Origin of the sequence: Agaribacter marinus (genome assembly GCF_030160655.1) — a bacterium.
Lineage (GTDB): Bacteria > Pseudomonadota > Gammaproteobacteria > Enterobacterales > Alteromonadaceae > Glaciecola > Glaciecola marina.
Window position 1 is genome coordinate 559450 of the sequence record NZ_BSOT01000005.1, and the last position, 18703, is coordinate 578152.

The window sequence follows — 18703 nt, forward strand, 5'->3', positions numbered from 1 at the left end:
AATAAACAAAATCAGTAAAATATATTTAGATTTTTAATGAACTAATTGGTTAGGTAATGGTACTAATAACTACATCTGATTGATGCTTCCTATCATTAATCAGGGTGTGTTCCTAGTTGAGTGTGTTGATGGCCCCGCGAAAGCGGGGCTTTTTTATGGCTGACTTAAAAATCACTTGGGATTAATTGCTTGATTTATATCTTTTATGAAGTCATCGTCCAAGGGCTTAACTCGGCTCCCGTAATGACCAACAATTTTACCCGTTTTACTCATTAAAAATTTATTGAAATTCCATGAAGGCGACTTTCCAGTCTCGCGTCGTAGCTGCAAGTAGAGTGGGTCTGCATCATCACCACGGACTGATATTGGTTCAAACATAGGGAAGTTCACGCCATAAGTAAGCTCGCAGACTTCAGCCGTTTTTGTCTCATCACTATATTCTTGTGCAAAGTCATTTGACGGAAAACCTAAGATAACCAAACCTTTGTTCTTATAAGATGAATACAATCTTTCTAAGCCTTCAAACTGCGGTGTAAAACCACATTTACTGGCAGTATTAACAAACAAAACAGCCTTACCCTTATATGCATCACAAAAATTAACAGTCTCTTGAGAATTTAATTTTCTTTTCATATGCTTTAATACGTCTGGACAATCTGAGGCTTTCGATGAGTTGGCCTGCGCAATTGAACTTGCCAATAATAATAGTAAGAGATTAGTCGCCATCAGAAATTTCATTACTGTTCCTTGTGTTAGTTAAATCGATTGTTTTAGTAAATATTTTAAAACCCAGGGTTTATGTCAGTTGACATAGGTTTCCATCCTGCTTAAATGCATAGTTGTGCTATTTAGATCACTAGTACGTACCATCAATAAATAATAAAACAAACGACAAGAACTCGATACATGAAAAAAACAAACAATATAAAAAGCGCGATTAAAAGTACTGGGATTACCGCCACAGTGATTTTGCTTGGCGCTTGTGCCGGCTCTCAAGTGACCGCGCCTGATAAACGTGCAACAACGTTGCCAGTTGCACCTATTATTACACAAGTTTCAAGTAACCCTACGCCTGAGGTTAAGCAAGCCGTTTCACTTACCTTGGAACAAATAATGTCTGATCCAGATTGGTTGGGGCGACAGCCGCAGAATCCGAAATTTTCACCAAGCTCACAATCGATTGTATATGAACGCAAAAGGGATGATTCTGTTGTGAAAGATTGGTTTGTTACCAGCGCAGATGGTGGCAATGGGGAAAAAGCCCCGTTAGCTGATTTGCACAAGTTTACATACGACGAATACATCGACGATAAAGATATGCCCTTTGTCGCCTGGACTTTTGAAGGGAATGTATTTGCTAAAGTGCGAGGCAGCGACAGCATTGTGCAATATACAAGAGATACTTATCCCGTTTCCAATATTGCTTACTTAAACAATGACGCGATTTCATTTCAAGTCGGGAATAGCTTTTATTCAGTAAATGTGTCTAGTGGAATATTAACGCAGTTAGTGACTTGGGTGTTTGATGACGAACCAAAAGCGGTCGAAATGCCCGATGATTACATCATGCGTGAGCAATTAAAATTAATTCAATATGAAAATGTTCAGCGTAAAAATAGAGAGGATAGATTTTCACAAAAGCAGGCATTAGCGAGAGGAAATGCATCGATAATGTCCTCAAAAGTGTTTTTAGATAAAACACATGAAACTGTATTAGCAAGCCTTTCGCCAGATGGTAAATGGGTAATTTTGGCTACACGTAAAGCTGAAGAGCGCCGTGACGATACGGATATTATGCCTGATTACATTGAAGAAAATGGGCGTATTGCAGCAAAACCGGTGCGACAACGTGTCGCGGACGCAAAGCCCGAATCACATCAAATTTATCTTATTGATGTCGATTCACATGACCTTTCTAAAGTTTCTTACACAACACTGCCGGGATACAACGACGATGTACTTGCTGACGTGAAGCGTGAAAACGCTGAAAGAAATGGTGAGACTTATACCGATAATCGATTACCTCGAGATATCGGTTTATTATTTGATTGGTATGCGACGGAGGCACCGATAAAGTGGCATGATTCTAGTGAGCAAGTCGCGCTAATGTTGGAAGCTTGGGATAATAAGGATCGTTGGATTGTTACACTTGATCCAAACTCTAAGCAGTTAAGCATGCAGCATCGCATGCATGATAGCGCGTGGGTAAATTATCGTTATAATCAATTTGGCTGGTTCGAAGATTCATTGACCCTGTTTTTATTAAGTGAAGAGTCGGGGTATTCGCAGCTTTATACCAAGCCAATAAACGGTGAGTTAAGGCAAATTACAGAAGGGAAGTTTGTCGTTGATGATGTTTATTTATCCAAGAATGACAACTATTTTTATTATAAAGCGAATAAAAAGCACCCGGGCATTTATGAAATTTATAGAACACATGCGGATACCGGAGAAACCCAAGCGTTAACTGATCTAAATGGTATGACGGATTTTGAAATGAGTCCTGATGAATCACAATTACTATTGACTCATAGTAAATTAAGCATGCCGCCTGAACTTTATAGTGTCTCTTTGCATTCAGAAGCTCCTTTGACCGCCAAAAAAATAACCTCTACGGTGAGTGATGCATTTTTATCTATCGATTGGACCTTGCCAAGCATCATTGCAATGCCGTCGAGTCATGTCGATGCGCCTATTTTTGCTAGGCTATATACACCTAAGGATGTTGATGCGCAAAAGCGCCGTGCCGTAGTTTTTAATCATGGTGCTGGCTATCTGCAAAATGCGCACATGGGCTGGTCTAACTATTTTCGTGAGTTTATGTTTCATAGTCTATTGGTGTCAAAAGGTTATGTTGTACTTGATATGGATTATCGAGCTTCAGCGGGTTATGGCCGTGATTGGCGCACTGCAATATATCGTCATATGGGAAAAGCTGAAATAGAAGACAACATCGATGGCGTCAACTGGTTGGTCGAAAATGCAAATGTGGATCCCAATAGAGTAGGGACTTATGGCGGGTCGTATGGTGGTTTTTTGACCTTTATGGCATTGTTTACTGAGCCAGATTTATATCAAGCGGGTGCTGCATTAAGACCAGTATCTGATTGGGCTCACTACAATACACCGTATACAGCAAACATTCTCAATACACCATCTGTAGACCCAATAGCGTATGAACGTAGTTCACCTATATATTTTGCTGAAGGCCTTAAAAAGCCACTACTTATTAACGCTCCGATGGTAGACAACAATGTATTTTTTGTGGATGTCGTGCGCTTGGTTCAACGTATGATTGAATTAGAAAAAGAAAATTTTGAAACGGCAATTTATCCAGTAGAACCGCATGGGTTTGTGCAACCTAGTTCTTGGTTAGATGAATATCGTCGAATATACAAATTATTTGAAGAAAACTTATAAAAATCAACTGCGACCTAGTGAGTGTCGACTAGGTCGCGTTGTTTATTTGGCGATTTTTCTGTCGGGATAATGTCAAGGTAATTAGGCCAGCTACGAGACCTAACATTGAACCAATAGCATGGCTTTCTGTTGCAACGGAAATACCGATTAATGCTTCGGTTGTACCTGCTTGGTAGAATCCAAGCTCATATACTATTTTGATGATTAAACCTGCTAACAATATATACGTCGTTTTTCGTTTGCTTTGCATATCGACGATGACCGACCACGCAAACAAAAAATGTAGATAGGCTGACATTCCAAGATAGGTCTCTTTTTCATAAAAAAAGACCATAAGTAAACTAATAGAGATGCTGCCAACAAGAAACAAAATATACTGATTCTTTGCAGAAAAATATTCAAAAAACAACAATATAATCACTACTAGGCCCATCATATTCAATAGGTAATGATTTACATTGGAGTGAGTAAGATGGCCGGTAACAAGACGATAATACGGAAATTCCAATACGATCGTTTTTTTAAAAGCAAACATATCAATAAACGCTTCACCAAAAAACATGCCAATGCCGGCGAATGCGGCAATTGCAATCAATGGCCAAATGTTTTTCAAGCGCATTTGTATTTTTGAAATCACTGCTTTTTAAGGATTTATTTGAATATTCAACATAGCGGTAATTACAACATAAAGTTACGCCCGATGTTTATTATTTGTGTATAGTTAATATTGGTTTGTCACAATAAGAGTCATAAGTCTATGATTTCAATTGAATTAAAAGATGATGTACTTGCTATTACCATTAGGCGGCCTGAAAAGAAAAATGCACTTTTACCGGTCATGTACAAAGATATGGCAATCGCGTTAGAAAGTGTTTTAGCGCAAGAGGCGAAGGTAGTATTAATACAAGGGTGTAACGGCGTATTTACCTCAGGTAACGACCTTAGTTCTTTTGCCCATGCGACTGAGCAAGCGGACATTGAAGACACGCATCGTTTTATGATGGCGCTCATGGATTGTCCGATACCCGTGGTGGCAAAAGTACAAGGTCTCGCTATAGGGATAGGGACTACCATGTTGTTACATTGCGACTTTGTTTTCGCGAACTCAAATACAAAATTCGCGATGCCTTTTATCAATTTAGCCTTAGTGCCAGAGTATGCATCTAGCTTTATTTTGCCAAAAATTTCCGGGCGTTTGTTGGCCAATAAATTGCTTATGCTAGGGGATGTTTTTGATGCAAACACTGCAAAAGATGCCGGTTTAGTTTCAGAGCTTATTGATGATGGCATCGACGAGCAAGTCGATGTATTATTAAAATGTATCGCGTCTAAGCCACAACAAGCAATGGTGCAAACCAAAAAGTTACTAAATAGCGAAGTGGAAAAAGTACGCGAACATATCAATCGTGAACTCGCGCTATTTATTCGTGCAATGAATTCTGCACCAGCTAAAGAGGCCTTTTCTGCATTTTTAGAGAAACGACCGGTAGACCACAGTATTTTTAGATAAACGTAAAATATAGAGAAGAATAATTTATGAAGCGAATGTTATCAGTACTGCTTATCGCCATGGCGCCAGTCATTACTATTCATCAAGCGATTGCACAACAGAATAGCTTGGAGGATAGGGAGCCCGAAGCTGCCACCGGTGTTAGCCTTAAGCAGGCTGTCACAACGAATGAATTTATGGTATCTGCGGCAAACCCTTATGCTTCATGGGCGGGTAAAAATGTGCTCGAAAAAGGCGGGAGTGCAATTGACGCGGCTGTTGCTGTACAAGCTATGTTAACGCTGGTAGAGCCTCAGTCATCGGGTATTGGCGGTGGCGCATTTATATTGTATTGGGATAACAAGCGCAAACGGTTAAGTACGTACGATGGCAGAGAAGTCGCTGGTGCAGCTGTTACACCAGATTTATTTGTGATTGATGGTAAACCAATGTCTTGGCGTGATGCTGTGGTTGGCGGAAAATCTGTCGGCGTGCCAGGTGTGCTAAGAGCCTTAGAAATGGCGCATAAAGCACACGGAAATTTGAATTGGGATGCGCTATTTGACGATGCCATTAAGCAGTCCAATGATGGTTTTAAGGTGTCTCCGCGTCTGGAGCGCTTATTATCATTGGATTACCATCCTGGTTTAAATACGTTTTCCAAATCAAAAGCCTACTTTAAACCGCAAGGTCAGGCGTTGACGGCCGGCACAATTAAGAAAAACCCTGAATTAGCAGCGTCGTTAATTAAAATTGCATCAGAAGGTGCTGATTATTTTTATGAGGGAAAATTAGCTAAGCAAATTGTTGAGACTGTCAATGGTGCGCAAATAAATCCAGGCTTACTCAGTACCTCAGATTTATCAGGTTATAAAGCGCTGAAAAGAAGTCCTATATGTGGTCGTTACAATAGCTATACTGTATGTGGTATGGCGCCCCCAAGCTCTGGCGGGGTAAGTGTATTACAGATTCTGAAAGGCTTAGAAAAGCATAATATTAAGAAGTATGGCCCGCAAAGTGCTGAATTTATTCATTTATTTACTCAATCAAGTGCCTTAGCGTTTGCAGACCGAGAAGAGTACATTGCCGACTTAGATTTTGTTGGTATGTCTGCTGTGCCCTTAGTGAATCCAAGATATCTTTCTGAGCGCGCAAGCCAAGTCAAACTATCGAATGATTGGCGCAAAGCTAGCGCGGGTAAGCCTTATCCAACGTTGGCATTCGCGAAAGACGATGCGTATGAACTGAATAGTACGAGTCATATTAGTATTGTAGATAAAGAAGGTAATGCAGTCTCTATGACCACTAGCATTGAGTTTATGTTTGGTTCGGGCCTGATGGTGGGCGGGTTTTTACTCAATAATCAAATGACTGATTTCTCTATATCACCAACGCGTGATGGTAAGCAAGTGCTTAACGCAGTTGCGGCGAATAAGCGCCCTAGGAGCGCTATGTCGCCCACTATTGTTTTGGACAAAGACAGAAATTTACACTTAGTTGTGGGGTCGCCTGGCGGAAGCCGAATAATTAATTACGTCGCGCAAACCATTGTTAATGTGCTTGATTTCGGTATGGATGTACAATCAGCCATTAGTGCGCCACGGATTTCCAATCGAAATGTGTACACTGCACTCGAAAAGGGTACGCCTTTGGCAGAACAAAAGGCGTCTCTGGAAGCCTTAGGGCATACTGTGAAGGTCGTTGACCTCAATAGCGGTATACACGCGATTCATGTTAAAGACAATAAACTCATGGGTGGCGCTGATCCACGCAGAGAGGGTGTGGCTATTGGGCAATAAGATACTGTTCTAGAAAAGTATTGCAGCGCTTAAGCATCAATTGCCTCTATCTCTTTGATAGAGGTAATTGATACCTTACGGCACAGTATTTTGTACTTTAGCAACTTTCCAATTGCCTTTAACTTTTACCATTAACAAGGTTTTTAATTCAGTTACTTTGTTTTTTTGATACTCGCCGATGATTTTGATTTCGATTTCTGCTTCATCTTGCGCATCAGATAGCAATAGAGCGCCACCGGATACTGGTTCCGCTAGCATTGAATCTAGTCGCAGATTAAATATTTGACGCTGTACAGTTTTCGGAGTGTAGTAGGCTAGTAAAATTTTACTAAAGCGATCAGTTGAGAGCGATACCGCTTGGTCAAGTGTTTCATCTGAGTAAATAGCATTCATGAACATGACAGCAGCATATTGAGGTGTTTCCTCGCCCATCATACCATAGCGGCCTGCCCGAATCTCATCGTCATCTGAGCTACAAGCAGTCATGAAAACAATCGAGAATAGCATCAGTGTTATTCTTTTTAACATAAAACATTACTCCTTAAATCGATTATATTATCGGCAAAGAAACTGACAACTGAATAGCTTAGAAGGTATATTTTAAAACTAAAGTCGAAATTTAAAGTTCACTCCTTTGTTCATATATGGATTAGGATGGTTTGAGTGTAATAGATATTTAACGTTTGGAGGTGCATTGTGCCGATTAGTTGCCAACAATATGATTATGTAGAAATTGCTTGTATGTACAAATATTTACTCGAAGTAAGGTTACAGTCAGGTAAATTGCTTGTTGGTAAGGCCTGCGATACTGCAAAAAATACTGATCGTAATGAGTGCATTAAGCTGGATATAAGCGGTGAATATGTCCTTACTGAACTCGATGAAATACATTCGTTTCGCGCATTGGTCAAAAATCCGCATTTTTCCGAGATAATATTTGATTGAAATTCACCAGAAGAATGACCCAGTGCCTAAGTGACATTGGGTTTCTTCGCTTATACGTTCATTTTCTTGTTTACATTATTGAGAAATGCTCGGTGATCAGGTAGTTTTTTTACTTCACTTTGAATCGCGACAAACACATTTTTAAAAAACTGCGTGGCAAGGTCTTGAGGTATTTGAGGATTTTCAAATGCTTTGTAATCATCCAAGTATTTTTGCCCAACGAGTATTTGAACCCAACTTTCAAAACTAAATAAATCACTCGGATCGAGCTTAATCCTCCCAGTTTGTTTAAATTCTGCAAGCTTGTTTACAAGTTCTGACGGCAAGGTCATTGTTTGGCAATCTCGCCAAAAAGGTAAGTTGTCCTTCTTGTTAATGTGATAATGCATGACTAAAAAATCACGAATGCGCTCAGTTTTATAGCTAAAAAGCTTGTTAAACGCATCGCTATCATTCCAGTTGCCATCATCTAAATTTTTTCTCAATTGCAGTGCGAAAGTATAAATTAAGTGAATACTAGTGGATTCCATCGGTTCCATAAAACCGCTAGATAGACCGATTGCAACGCAGTTTTTTACCCAGGGCCTCGCAAGACAACCGGTTTTAAATGGGATCAATCTTGGCTCACTTATTGGCGTCCCATCCACAGCAGCAAGTAGTTCCGCTTTTGCTTCTTCATCAGATAAATATTTACTGCAATATACGTAACCATTACCGGTTCTACTTTGTAGCGGTATTTGCCAACGCCATCCCGCATTCATCGCTATCGCTTTTGTATAGGAAGGGAGTGGATTTTCATCACTTTTAGTTTGCACTGCGACCGCGCGGTCACAAGGCAGATAATCTGACCAATCCTCGATTTCTTGTTTTAGTTCTTTTTTAATAAGGCGCCCTCGCTCTCCAGAACAGTCTACAAATAGGCTTCCTTTAATCGTTTCGTCGTTATCTAAGGTTAGGCTGCTAATATGTCCTTTTTTTGCTAACGTCACCTCTGTTACGGTTGCATTTATGTGTTTTACGCCGTTGGCAACTGCGTACTCCTTGAGGTAATTAGCCATTAAAGTCGCGTCAAAATGTAAGGCATACGATAGATTACATAGTGGATAGAATGCCTTCGGAGGTGAACCTTTAGGTCTCGGCGCTGGCGGAGAAAATTTGTTGTTATATGCGGCAACTGCTGTCGGAAAGAACGGCGTTAGCGCGTCTATACCTGTGCGATTTGCGCTGGCAAACCAAAAATCTAGAAATGGAATATCTTTGTAAGGTGTGCCTAGTTCCCCAAATGCATGCATATACGATTCACCGGGCTTGGACCAGTTCTCGAAATGAATCCCGTACTTTAGACTGCCATCCACTTTTGACAGTAAGTCACTGTCGTCTATTTCTAGGTATTCAATAAGCGAATAAATCGGTGGGATGCTTGCTTCCCCAACGCCTACTGGTGCAATTTTATCTGACTCGATGATTGTTACTTTGTAAGGTGCGTCTTTTAAGTTTTTTGACAAGATCGATGCAGTTACCCATCCAGATGTTCCGCCACCTAATATGACAATGTGTTTTTTTCTAGTTGACAAAGAAATTCCTCTACACTTACAACGTTTATAGTCCAAATATCAGATAGATAATTTACAATTATGTAACGCTTAGAAATATAAAATTAACGTTTAGTGAGTTTAATGAATACCTTCTGGCTTGCAAGTGTTTTGCATGTTTTCGTAAAAGGCAGGTGTTCTAAAATAATAGTAATTTGATTTTGTTACTTTAGATAATTAAGACTAAGGTCGATATTTTAGTGTGTTTTATTCAATACCTTAAGTTTTTAAGGCTTAAGTATTTGCGTATAAAACGAATACGTTTTGAAAGGATATTAGGAAGATAAGTAATATGAGCATGAAAGCTCCGGTTAGAAAGCTAAGTTAACTATTCTGATATGGAGATGTTGTCTCGCGATGCGTCGAAACCAAATAACGTTAAATAACGAAGTGTTTTTTGATGAAAATCAAGAATTAACATCGACCAATGATACGCGTGGTGTGATTACCTATGCAAATGATGCATTTTGTGAGGTTGCTGGTTACTCAAAGCAAGAATTGGAAGGCAATAATCACAATATTGTTCGTCATCCAGACATGCCTAAGGCAGCTTTTAAAGATATGTGGACGCATTTGCAGGCAAGGGAGTCATGGCAAGGTATCGTAAAAAATAGATGTAAAGTCGGCAGTTATTATTGGGTCGACAAAATGCGCCAAAGTCGAAATGACGCAAACAAAAGCGCATCTCAAGCAGAACAATCGGCTGAATCTATACAGCAGATTTACAGTATGATTGAAACAGTCTCGACCCATTTAAATGACATTGTAGATTCTGCGGAGTCGCAAGATGGAAAGTGCAAAGAAATTGACGGTGCCGTGAGTAACATGCTTGAAACAACCAATTCGAGCGCAGAACTTGCAGAAGAAATGGAAGATAATGCACGTATATTAACCGGTAATATTCGCCGTTTAGTTGGTATGAGTAATACATTCAGTGTTAAATAAGATCTAAGGTGTGAAGATCAGATGCCGACTTTTACACTTGAATAGTTTAGTTGGCGGAACTGCGCGTTCAAAGCAATAATGGGCAATTGCTGGCATTAAATGAACTTTGTAATTTGACGGATATTTGTCAACGCTTATTCGCGTTATGACGCCAGCTACGGTAAACTTCAGCCTGCATTATTAAACCAAGCTAATATTCACGGGACTGTGCCAAGTAAATGGACGTTGTAGTAGCAATAATATCCTCAGCATCACTTTTTTTAGTTGCGCTTATCGCAGCGCATTTTATATCTAAAAACAAAGCATTTTCGTTTTTACAGGCCAGAACACAACGATATGGATGCATAGATGGTTTGCGAGGATATTTGGCCTTGGCTGTATTTCTGCATCATTTCGTTATTACTTGGTATTGGAAAGTAAACGGTTGGTGGGATAGACCGCCAGAAGTATATTTTCAAAATGCGGGCAGAGTTGGTGTGGCTCTTTTCTTTATGATAACTGGCTTTTTGTTTATTTCTAAAGTACTCAGAGATGCTGGAAAGACGGATTGGCTTAAGTTATTTGAATCTCGTTTTTTTCGTATTGTCCCTCTCTACTTTTTTGCAGTTGTATGTATTAGCGTGATTGTTTTCACTGCCACAAACTTTCAGCTCAATGTATCCCCATATGAACTGGTAAAACAGTATTTTAAATGGGCAACATTTCGCGGATATGAAATCAATGGCTTTGAAGATACTAGACTTATTATTGCAGCAGTAGATTGGACGCTAAAGTATGAATGGTTTTTTTATCTGTCCTTACCAGTCATTTCACTATTTATTATAAATGGAAAGCGTTTAGGCGGGGCATGTTTATCACTCCTCACCATACTACTCTATATTTTTCCTATTACTGCATTGGGGATGAACAGTATTTACTTGATTGTTTTCACTGTTGGGGGGATTTCGGCTTACATTATCAAACAGTACCCAGTCGATTACGCTTATTTTCGCAAAACGTGGGTTTCAATTATTGCGGTATTGGCCTTGTGCATATCGATACTTCATCCGAATACAATGTCGATAACACATATTTTATGTATGTCTATATTTTTCGTATTGGTTGTATGTGGGAATGATTTATTTGGATTACTATCATTAAGATCTTCTGTATTACTGGGTGAAATTAGCTACAGTATATATTTGCTCCACGGATTAGTGCTTTACCTGATTTTTTCATTTTTTAATTTTGTCGATTTGTCGGTATTGTCGTTATCTGAAGCATTTGCGCTAATGCCTCTAATTGGTGGCCTCGTTGTTGTTGTGTCAGTACTAACGTTTATTCTTGTTGAAAAACATGGGATCACGTTTGGACGAAAATACAAAGTATCTCAGTTCCTACGTGCTAAAATTGGATATCGACGCAAGTAATCGATTTATTCTATAAGGCGTAAATTAGACAAATTGTGCTTCTCTAATCTATAAAAGCACCTAATTAGGGGGGGAACCAACTAGGTGCTTACTCATTACTTTTAACTACTGAACTTCTTCTAACTCAGAAAACTCACCTGCAAACAAAGGGCTACTTAGGTAACGCTCTGTGCCACTTGCTAGCAATACAACAACTGTTTTGTCCTTGTTTTCAGGCTTTTCAGCAAAACGTTTCGCTGCAACAACTGCGGCGCCAGACGATATACCGGCTAATATACCTTCTTCTTTCATTAAGCGACGAGCCATTTCCATACACTCTTCGTTAGACACACGTTCAACTTCATCAATAATGTCTAAGTCTAAGTTACCTGGAATAAAACCTGCACCGATGCCTTGAATCTTATGCGGAGCTGGTGTCAGATCTTCACCTGCTAATGCTTGAGTAATTACTGGTGAATCTACAGGCTCTACTGCAATGGCGGTTATTGCTTTGCCTTTTGTGTTTTTAATATAACGTGATGTACCTGTGATTGTGCCGCCAGTACCTACGCCTGCCACAAACGCGTCTATCTTTCCGTCAGTACCTTCCCAAATTTCCGGGCCTGTAGTTTGCTCATGAATTTCAGGGTTCGCTGGGTTATCAAATTGATTCATTGGTACATATTTACCTGGATTTGCATCTATCAATTCTTGCACTTTTGCAACAGCGCCTTTCATGCCTTTAGGTGGCTCAGTAAGTACTAAAGTTGCACCGAGGGCTTTAAGCAACTTTCTGCGTTCAAGACTCATACTACTTGGCATAGTAAGGGTTATTTTATAGCCACGTGACGCTGCAACAAACGCTAAAGCAATGCCCGTGTTTCCACTCGTTGCTTCAATAATTTCTTTGTCTTTTGTTAGGGCGCCGCTTTTCTCCGCATCCCAAATCATATTTGCACCAATACGACATTTCACACTAAAGCTTGGGTTACGACTTTCAATTTTGGCATAGACGTTACCGCCAACAATGCGGTTTAGTTTTACTAGCGGTGTGTTACCAATAGATAGTGATGCATCATCGAATACGCTCATTTCTTTTCTGTCCTTTCTTTTATTTGGCAATAGACTCTTCTTACAGCTTCACTGTAGTAAAAGCACAAAATGTTTTAATAAATAGTGTTACTTTTAATTGTACAATTATAAGCTTAGGCGCAAACGTAAAAAACTAAAGTGTTTTTTTGCTATAAGTTATTAACATAACTACTGAAATTTTTGAGCGTTTATATGAGATTAACTGATACGGAAAGTAACATTGCTAACAATGACTAACAGGAAACAAGCAAGAATCTTTCCCCAATTATGATTTACCTTGAATGAGATAAATGAAAAATCTAGAAGCAGAAAACGTTAAAATACCCGCTGATACTGCAGACATCGAAAGAAACACCACTGACGTCGCCGGTAAATATTCCGGTTTTTGGCTTGAGTTCAAAAAGTTAAGTGTACTTGCGTGGCCGTTACTTATTGCGCAAGTGACGCAAACGCTCATGGGAGTGTCTGACACAATAATGGCTGGCCACTATAACTCATTGGATATGGCCGCTGTTGCCATTGGTTATGGCTCTACAATGCCGCTATTGATATTTTTACAGGGGATTTGTTTAGCACTTTCACCTCAAGTAGCAAGGCTTGATGGGGCGAAAAATGCCAATAAAGTCGCATCGTGGGTTCAGCAATGCTTTTATTTAGTGGTAACGATTGGTTTTATTTTCATGATGATCTTTCCGTTCGTGCCGTCATTACTCGCTAAAGTGAATATGGCGGCTGAACTTCGAAACGAAACAAGCCAGTATATACAATTTATATTACTTGCGGCGCCGGGCTTCGCAATCTATCAAACATTGAGAAACTATTGTGAAGGTCTTTCGAGCACTCGGCCAACGATGATAATCATGTTGATTGGTTTATGTATCAACGTTCCTGCAAATTATCTATTTATCAATGGTATTGAGGTAAATGGTGTGCAGTGGATACCTGAAATGGGCGGGGCGGGCTGCGGTCTTGCAACGATGTTAGTCATATACGGCATGGCGTTATCTACGTTTATTTATACTCGCAAGCAAACGTCGCTTAAAAAATATGATTTGTACTCAAATTGGACAGCGCCCGCGCTTAACAATATTAAGACGCTATTGGTATTGGGCTTACCCATTGCGTTTACGCTCTTGGCGGAAGTGACGTTGTTTTCAATCAGCGCCATATTGCTTTCACCTTTTGGAGCACTGACCGTGGCATCGCATCAAGTCGCGTTAAATTTTAGTGCATTAATATTTATGTTGCCGTTGAGTATTGGGATGGCCGTAGCAATTAGGATCGGTTATGTAATAGGTGAAGGGCATAATTACAAAGCAGCGCTGGCATATCGTGCAGCGCTTGTTTTGGCGATAAGTACGGTATTTTTTACAACCAGTTTCACGGTAATTAATGCGTCATGGATTGTGCGTCTCTATACCCCTGAAGTTGAAGTGATAACGGCCGCTATAGGTTTACTAATACTTGCTGCAATCTTCCAGTTTCCCGACGCCATACAAGTCGTAGGTGCAAATTCTTTACGCGGGTATAAAGATAATAAAGCGATGCTGCTTATTTCTTTGTTTGCTTACTGGGGAATAGGGTTTCCTACCGCAATTGTACTTGGGTTAACGGATATTATCGTCCCTAAAATGGCGGCCAAAGGTTTTTGGATAGGGTTTATACTAGGTTTGAGTTCGGCGGCCATTATGATGACCGCACGGGTATTGATCATTCAACAACGAGTTAAGTCCGAGAGTAGCGCCTTCTAATACCTACTATAAGCATAGCTAATAGCGTCAAAATCGAAGTTGTACCGCCACCGCTGCTCGACGGTGGAGGGGCATTATTCTTAACTACTATTGATAGCGTTTGTTTTGAGGTTTGCTCAAATGCATCCGTTGCCGTTATTTCATACGTAAGCGTTTCATCTTCGCTCACGGTCGGTGCAATAAGTCGTGTACCGTTTTCGTCTTGAACAATCTCGACTGCCGTGCCTGACGTTTGCAGCCAAACTACAGAGACAGCATCATCATTTGGATCAACCACTGATATAGGTATATTCAATGTGAGTGTTTCTATTACTTCCAATGTGTTATTCGATGTACCTGAGATATTGATTTCCGGTGGGCCTTCCACTTGTATTTTAGTAAACGCAGGCGGTGATAAAATACTTTCGTACGGTCTGTTGAGCAATTCGCTGTTTATATTAAGTGTTACGGGACCGGGCGCTTTATCGTTTGCGATAACGACATCGAAATTAATACGCGAAGGTAGAGATTCTCGCGCCGCTTTTGTTACCAACCACACGAGCTCATCTGAGCTGATGACGGCATTGCTTGAATTTCCTATTTGCGCAAAACTTGTGCCATCAGGCACTGGTACAACGATTCTATAGTCGCGAGCTTCATCCGTATCATTTCCTTCAACTTCAATACCAACAGATGCAATGTCTCCAGCATTTAGACGAGTAGGGGATGCAACAAAGTTAGTATCTAGTGTATCTATTGTGATATCCAGTTCAATGATACCTAATTTGTCTTTCGTCTCGGTATCGTTACTTAACCCAATTATGCCAAAGAATTCATCGCCGATTGAGGCATCCGGTAATTGATGAATAACATTAATATCAAATGGGACATCTTGTTCTATACTACTAGGCGCAATAATTTGTATAGAATCGTCTTCTTCATTTGTCACGAGCGCAAAACGTAATTCAAAATCGTCAGGCTGATTAGCTGAACCCGTAAAACTTTGTACTGCGATAACGTATTCACCTGCGTCAGGAAAGTTAACACCTATCTCTTCGATTGAGTTTGCTGATGTGCTACGCGCGATTTCTTCTGCACTAGTTAACTCGCCGTCGCCATTTGCATCAAATAAAAGAAATAAATCCAAATCAGGTGCGTCAGCATCAACGATTTTCGTAATCAGCCGTTTGGTGCCGCTTGGGACGGTAATCGGAAACGTAACAACGCCGTCTTCTAAGTCGTCTAAGTAGTCATCGTTATCACTGTCTTCTTCAATTTGATTGTTAATAATTGTTGCTTTGGTAAATGCAAAAGGTGTAACAACAAACTCAGGAATAGAGATAGACTTTATATTTTCGATGCTTACCTTATCAACTGGCCGTGTTGCGTTTGCCTCGACAGACGTAGGCACTTCGCCTAAAGTAGATAAGACGCTGATTGGTAAGTGTAAATCGGGACTACTATCGGAACGTAAGTTAAGCCTGCCGAATACGAACTGTGTTTTTGTGGCTGACAAGCTATTAATGGTCACCACAACATCTTGGGATTCACCCGCCTGAATAGTAAAATTGTTTGGCGATACTTGAATTAATGTGTCGCTATCGAAAGATTCAGCGTCTATATCCCAACTCCCCGCTTTAGTGGCGGTAAATGTTCTTGTCCAAGTACAAATTCCTTTGCACTCAGAATCTGTAATGCTAGGTATATTAAGCGCGCGAGGGTCTCCGCCGATATCGGGATTTGCATCACGGTATTCAACAAATGTTTCATTAAGTAATAATCCAACTTGTGCTGCGCGGTCAAGTTGTATTCTGCCGGCACCCATGTCAAAAAAATCTGCGGCTGTTGTAGCGTCTTCTTTTTGCACTGATGTCGTTGCTGTCATTGACAAAGCTGAGCGAATATTGTCCGGTGTCCATGTAGGATGGAGCGCTTTTAACAGCGCGGCGGCTCCTGCAACATGAGGACTAGACATTGAAGTGCCTGACAAATAACTAAAGTCACCAGCGGCAGGATCACTTCCGTCTTGCCCGAATTGTTGGTCAGCATACGCTGAAAATATGTCGACGCCTGGCGCGGTTAATGTTGGTGTTAAGGTACTATTTGTTGCGTTAGGTCCTCTGGAAGAGAAACGTGCAAGTACATCTATTCTTTCCGGGTCAATGGCTTGATTTGGCATTCCTGCTGTAATTGTAGCTCGATGATTACTGCCAGTAGATAACCAATTTTTTAATGCATTGCCATTTTCTGCAGTTATTTGTATGCCTGGAACGACATACTGATCATTGGCTAAAAATGAGTCCCCGCCATCGACATTGGCGAGCACGTATCCTCCAGCGCCACCGGATTGCACATTCACCGCTTTATCGACTCGCGCGATTGCACCTCTATCACACACCACAATTTCGCCATCAAAGGTATTGGCTGGGAACGGCTCTAGACATTGTGCAGGGTCACCGCCAGAATCATTAGGGTTTGAAAAATCTCCTGCGTAAACAATGTTAGCTGTAATACCACCGGTATTGCTTTGCCCCGATATTGTCGTTGGCGGCGTTGTCGCTCCGCCACTTAGGTCTTCTAAGGTTTTTACAAAAGCATTTTGACGCCCATGTTCAGAGGCTGCTACCGACGTATACCAGGGGGCGTTCTTGTCCGTTGATTCTGGGTTAGGGCCGCTATTTCCAGCAGATGTTGCAACAAATATTCCTGCGTTTTGTGCGGACAAAAAAGCAAGTTCAGCGGTATCATCCCAAGGATCGTCTCCACCACTAATAGAAAAATTAATAATGTCTACGCCATCAGCAATTGCAGAATCTATCCCCGCAGAAATTGCTGCACTAGGGCAATCTGCGTACGTATCACCGTCGACAGCAGTACCACCATAGCAAACTTGATAAGAAATAAGGTTTGCTCTAGGCGCAACGCCGCTCATACGCTCGAAGACAAAATCAGTTTGTACGCCACTACTTTCAACCGTATTGGCTTCAGGGATTGATTCATTGACATCTAATAGGGTGTTACCTACTGCAATAGCGGCGACATGGGAGCCGTGACCACCGTAATCTTCTCCATTTCTGGGTAAGTCCTCTGGAAATACATCTGTATCAGCATAATCATTGGTAATAATCGGGTAGCTGTAAACACCAATAAGTTTATTGTTGCAAAGTTCGGGGAAATTTACTGCACAGTCCCCTAAGAATACGCCATCTCCTAGTGGGTTTGCGTGTATGTATCCGTCACCACTTGTTTCTGCAAATGACGGGTGATCAGTGTTTACGCCTGAGTCAATAATGCCGACGATGACACCTTCACCCTGTGTCTGAGGTAAGGCGCCAATTTGCCCCTGCCAAACGGAAGGCGAACCGATCAATTCAGGCCCTCTGTCTGTATTAACAGAATATATTTTTTGTCGAGTAATGCGTTTAATGTTCGGCAATTTAGCTATCTTTGCAATGTCGACTTGAGTGGCTTCAATAGCCATGCCATTTAACGCGTACGTATATGAGTGCAGCATCTTTAAATCACTACTGATTGATTGAATCTGCTTAAGCGCAGTTTGCTGGGTGTGTTGAAGGCGTTTAACGTATTTATTTAATGTTTGTTGATAGGTTTTTTTATTTGCACTGGTGTTGCGCTTATTCAACACCGATAACATTTGATTGTCTTGCGCAACGGACGCTTCGTTGAACTCAATTATATATGTGTGTTTGCTATTGCCAAGTGCTGGTTCGTATGTAAATTTTACATTGGTATGGGGTTTTGTCGGGTTATCAAACGAAGTGACGACAGACATTCTACTGTGAGTACCATGTGGTTTATGTTTGTCATTCGCATGCGCATCTTTGGCATCGGCATAGGGGGCGGCCATTGTCGCTAATGCCATAGAAACCGCGACTGCAATATATTTCATAAATCTTCTCCGTCGATATAAATGTGTAGCATGTCTGCCTTCATGGGCCCTAATTAACAGGTGTCTATCTGCACATTTTTTGTTGTGTACTTTTATATACGACCAATAGTTAGCATTGTTGCATTCATATTAAAAGTGGGCATATCTATATTTGTTTAAATTGTATTGGCATTGATACACATTTGTGATAATTGATGTGTTGGCTGCATTGCAAAAATGAAACCAAAATATATCACGGTTACTGTCGAATCTTTAATTGAGAGAAACATAAGTTTAAGAAGCGCAAATATCGCAATATCAAATAATGAAACTCGGTAGTCATTGCGGCAATAAAACGCCGGAATGGACGGGGGATTATTTCACTTTTTGCCGACATTACGTTTACTGCATATA

12 protein-coding genes and 1 pseudogene are annotated in these 18703 nt (G+C 40.6%); 7 read left to right on the forward strand and 6 right to left on the reverse strand.

Annotated features, from left to right (window positions below):
* Positions 1 to 171 precede the first annotated feature (171 nt).
* Entirely contained in the window at positions 172 to 738 is a 567-nt protein-coding gene (locus QQK00_RS04020) for a glutathione peroxidase (protein WP_431307720.1), read from the reverse strand.
* Between the two features lie 168 nt (positions 739 to 906).
* Here QQK00_RS04020 and QQK00_RS04025 point away from each other — a divergent pair, with 168 nt between their 5' ends.
* The gene (locus QQK00_RS04025; protein WP_284216190.1) at positions 907 to 3420 is read left to right on the forward strand and encodes a S9 family peptidase; all 2514 of its coding nucleotides are present in this window, start codon (positions 907 to 909) and stop codon (positions 3418 to 3420) included.
* 28 nt (positions 3421 to 3448) lie between these two features.
* Here the strand turns inward: QQK00_RS04025 and rrtA are convergent, their stop codons facing one another.
* A complete protein-coding gene (rrtA, locus tag QQK00_RS04030) occupies positions 3449 to 4033 on the reverse strand; it encodes a rhombosortase (protein ID WP_284216191.1) in 585 nt (194 codons plus the stop codon).
* Positions 4034 to 4177: 144 nt separating this feature from the next.
* Here rrtA and QQK00_RS04035 point away from each other — a divergent pair, with 144 nt between their 5' ends.
* Positions 4178 to 4930, forward strand: a complete 753-nt coding sequence (locus QQK00_RS04035; RefSeq protein ID WP_284216192.1) for an enoyl-CoA hydratase-related protein — start codon at positions 4178 to 4180, stop codon at positions 4928 to 4930.
* 26 nt (positions 4931 to 4956) lie between these two features.
* Positions 4957 to 6708 carry a gamma-glutamyltransferase gene (ggt, locus tag QQK00_RS04040; protein WP_284216193.1) on the forward strand — a complete coding sequence of 584 codons (1752 nt, stop codon included), beginning with the start codon at positions 4957 to 4959 and terminating at the stop codon, positions 6706 to 6708.
* 75 nt (positions 6709 to 6783) lie between these two features.
* Here ggt and QQK00_RS04045 read toward each other — a convergent pair whose 3' ends face one another.
* Positions 6784 to 7236 carry a hypothetical protein gene (locus QQK00_RS04045; RefSeq protein WP_284216194.1) on the reverse strand — a complete coding sequence of 151 codons (453 nt, stop codon included), beginning with the start codon at positions 7234 to 7236 and terminating at the stop codon, positions 6784 to 6786.
* A 168-nt stretch (positions 7237 to 7404) separates the two neighbouring features.
* Between QQK00_RS04045 and QQK00_RS04050 the strand changes: the two genes are divergently transcribed.
* Complete coding sequence (locus tag QQK00_RS04050; RefSeq protein WP_284216195.1) at positions 7405 to 7653, forward strand: Rho-binding antiterminator; 249 nt, start codon at positions 7405 to 7407, stop codon at positions 7651 to 7653.
* 50 nt (positions 7654 to 7703) lie between these two features.
* Here QQK00_RS04050 and QQK00_RS04055 read toward each other — a convergent pair whose 3' ends face one another.
* On the reverse strand, positions 7704 to 9227 hold the full coding sequence (locus tag QQK00_RS04055) for a tryptophan halogenase family protein (RefSeq protein ID WP_284216196.1): 1524 nt from the start codon (positions 9225 to 9227) through the stop codon (positions 7704 to 7706).
* A 375-nt stretch (positions 9228 to 9602) separates the two neighbouring features.
* Here QQK00_RS04055 and QQK00_RS20480 point away from each other — a divergent pair.
* Both QQK00_RS20480 and QQK00_RS04065 read left to right on the forward strand, forming a co-directional pair.
* Positions 9603 to 9923: pseudogene (locus QQK00_RS20480) on the forward strand (PAS domain-containing protein); the annotation flags it as partial.
* A 485-nt stretch (positions 9924 to 10408) separates the two neighbouring features.
* Positions 10409 to 11599, forward strand: a complete 1191-nt coding sequence (locus tag QQK00_RS04065; RefSeq protein ID WP_284216198.1) for an acyltransferase family protein — start codon at positions 10409 to 10411, stop codon at positions 11597 to 11599.
* 105 nt (positions 11600 to 11704) lie between these two features.
* Here QQK00_RS04065 and cysK read toward each other — a convergent pair whose 3' ends face one another.
* Positions 11705 to 12670 carry a cysteine synthase A gene (cysK, locus tag QQK00_RS04070; protein WP_284216199.1) on the reverse strand — a complete coding sequence of 322 codons (966 nt, stop codon included), beginning with the start codon at positions 12668 to 12670 and terminating at the stop codon, positions 11705 to 11707.
* 290 nt (positions 12671 to 12960) lie between these two features.
* On the opposite strand from cysK, the gene QQK00_RS04075 reads away from it, so the two are divergent.
* Positions 12961 to 14421 carry an MATE family efflux transporter gene (locus tag QQK00_RS04075; RefSeq protein ID WP_284216200.1) on the forward strand — a complete coding sequence of 487 codons (1461 nt, stop codon included), beginning with the start codon at positions 12961 to 12963 and terminating at the stop codon, positions 14419 to 14421.
* On the opposite strand, the gene QQK00_RS04080 is transcribed toward QQK00_RS04075, so the two are convergent.
* A complete protein-coding gene (locus tag QQK00_RS04080; protein ID WP_284216201.1) occupies positions 14396 to 18310 on the reverse strand; it encodes a S8 family serine peptidase in 3915 nt (1304 codons plus the stop codon). The two genes, QQK00_RS04075 and QQK00_RS04080, sit on opposite strands and share 26 nt — an antisense overlap.
* Between the last annotated feature and the right edge of the window lie 393 nt (positions 18311 to 18703).

Bases quoted from the DNA above. Each gene is read 5' to 3' on its own strand.
- QQK00_RS04065 (WP_284216198.1), top strand. From the start codon at position 10,409: ATGGACGTTGTAGTAGCAATAATATCCTCAGCATCACTTTTTTTAGTT.
- ggt (WP_284216193.1), top strand. From the start codon at position 4,957: ATGAAGCGAATGTTATCAGTACTGCTTATCGCCATGGCGCCAGTCATT.
- QQK00_RS04080 (WP_284216201.1), bottom strand. From the start codon at position 18,310: ATGAAATATATTGCAGTCGCGGTTTCTATGGCATTAGCGACAATGGCC.
- QQK00_RS04020 (WP_431307720.1), bottom strand. From the start codon at position 738: ATGAAATTTCTGATGGCGACTAATCTCTTACTATTATTATTGGCAAGT.
- QQK00_RS04025 (WP_284216190.1), top strand. From the start codon at position 907: ATGAAAAAAACAAACAATATAAAAAGCGCGATTAAAAGTACTGGGATT.
- QQK00_RS04045 (WP_284216194.1), bottom strand. From the start codon at position 7,236: ATGTTAAAAAGAATAACACTGATGCTATTCTCGATTGTTTTCATGACT.
- QQK00_RS04035 (WP_284216192.1), top strand. From the start codon at position 4,178: ATGATTTCAATTGAATTAAAAGATGATGTACTTGCTATTACCATTAGG.
- cysK (WP_284216199.1), bottom strand. From the start codon at position 12,670: ATGAGCGTATTCGATGATGCATCACTATCTATTGGTAACACACCGCTA.
- QQK00_RS04075 (WP_284216200.1), top strand. From the start codon at position 12,961: ATGAAAAATCTAGAAGCAGAAAACGTTAAAATACCCGCTGATACTGCA.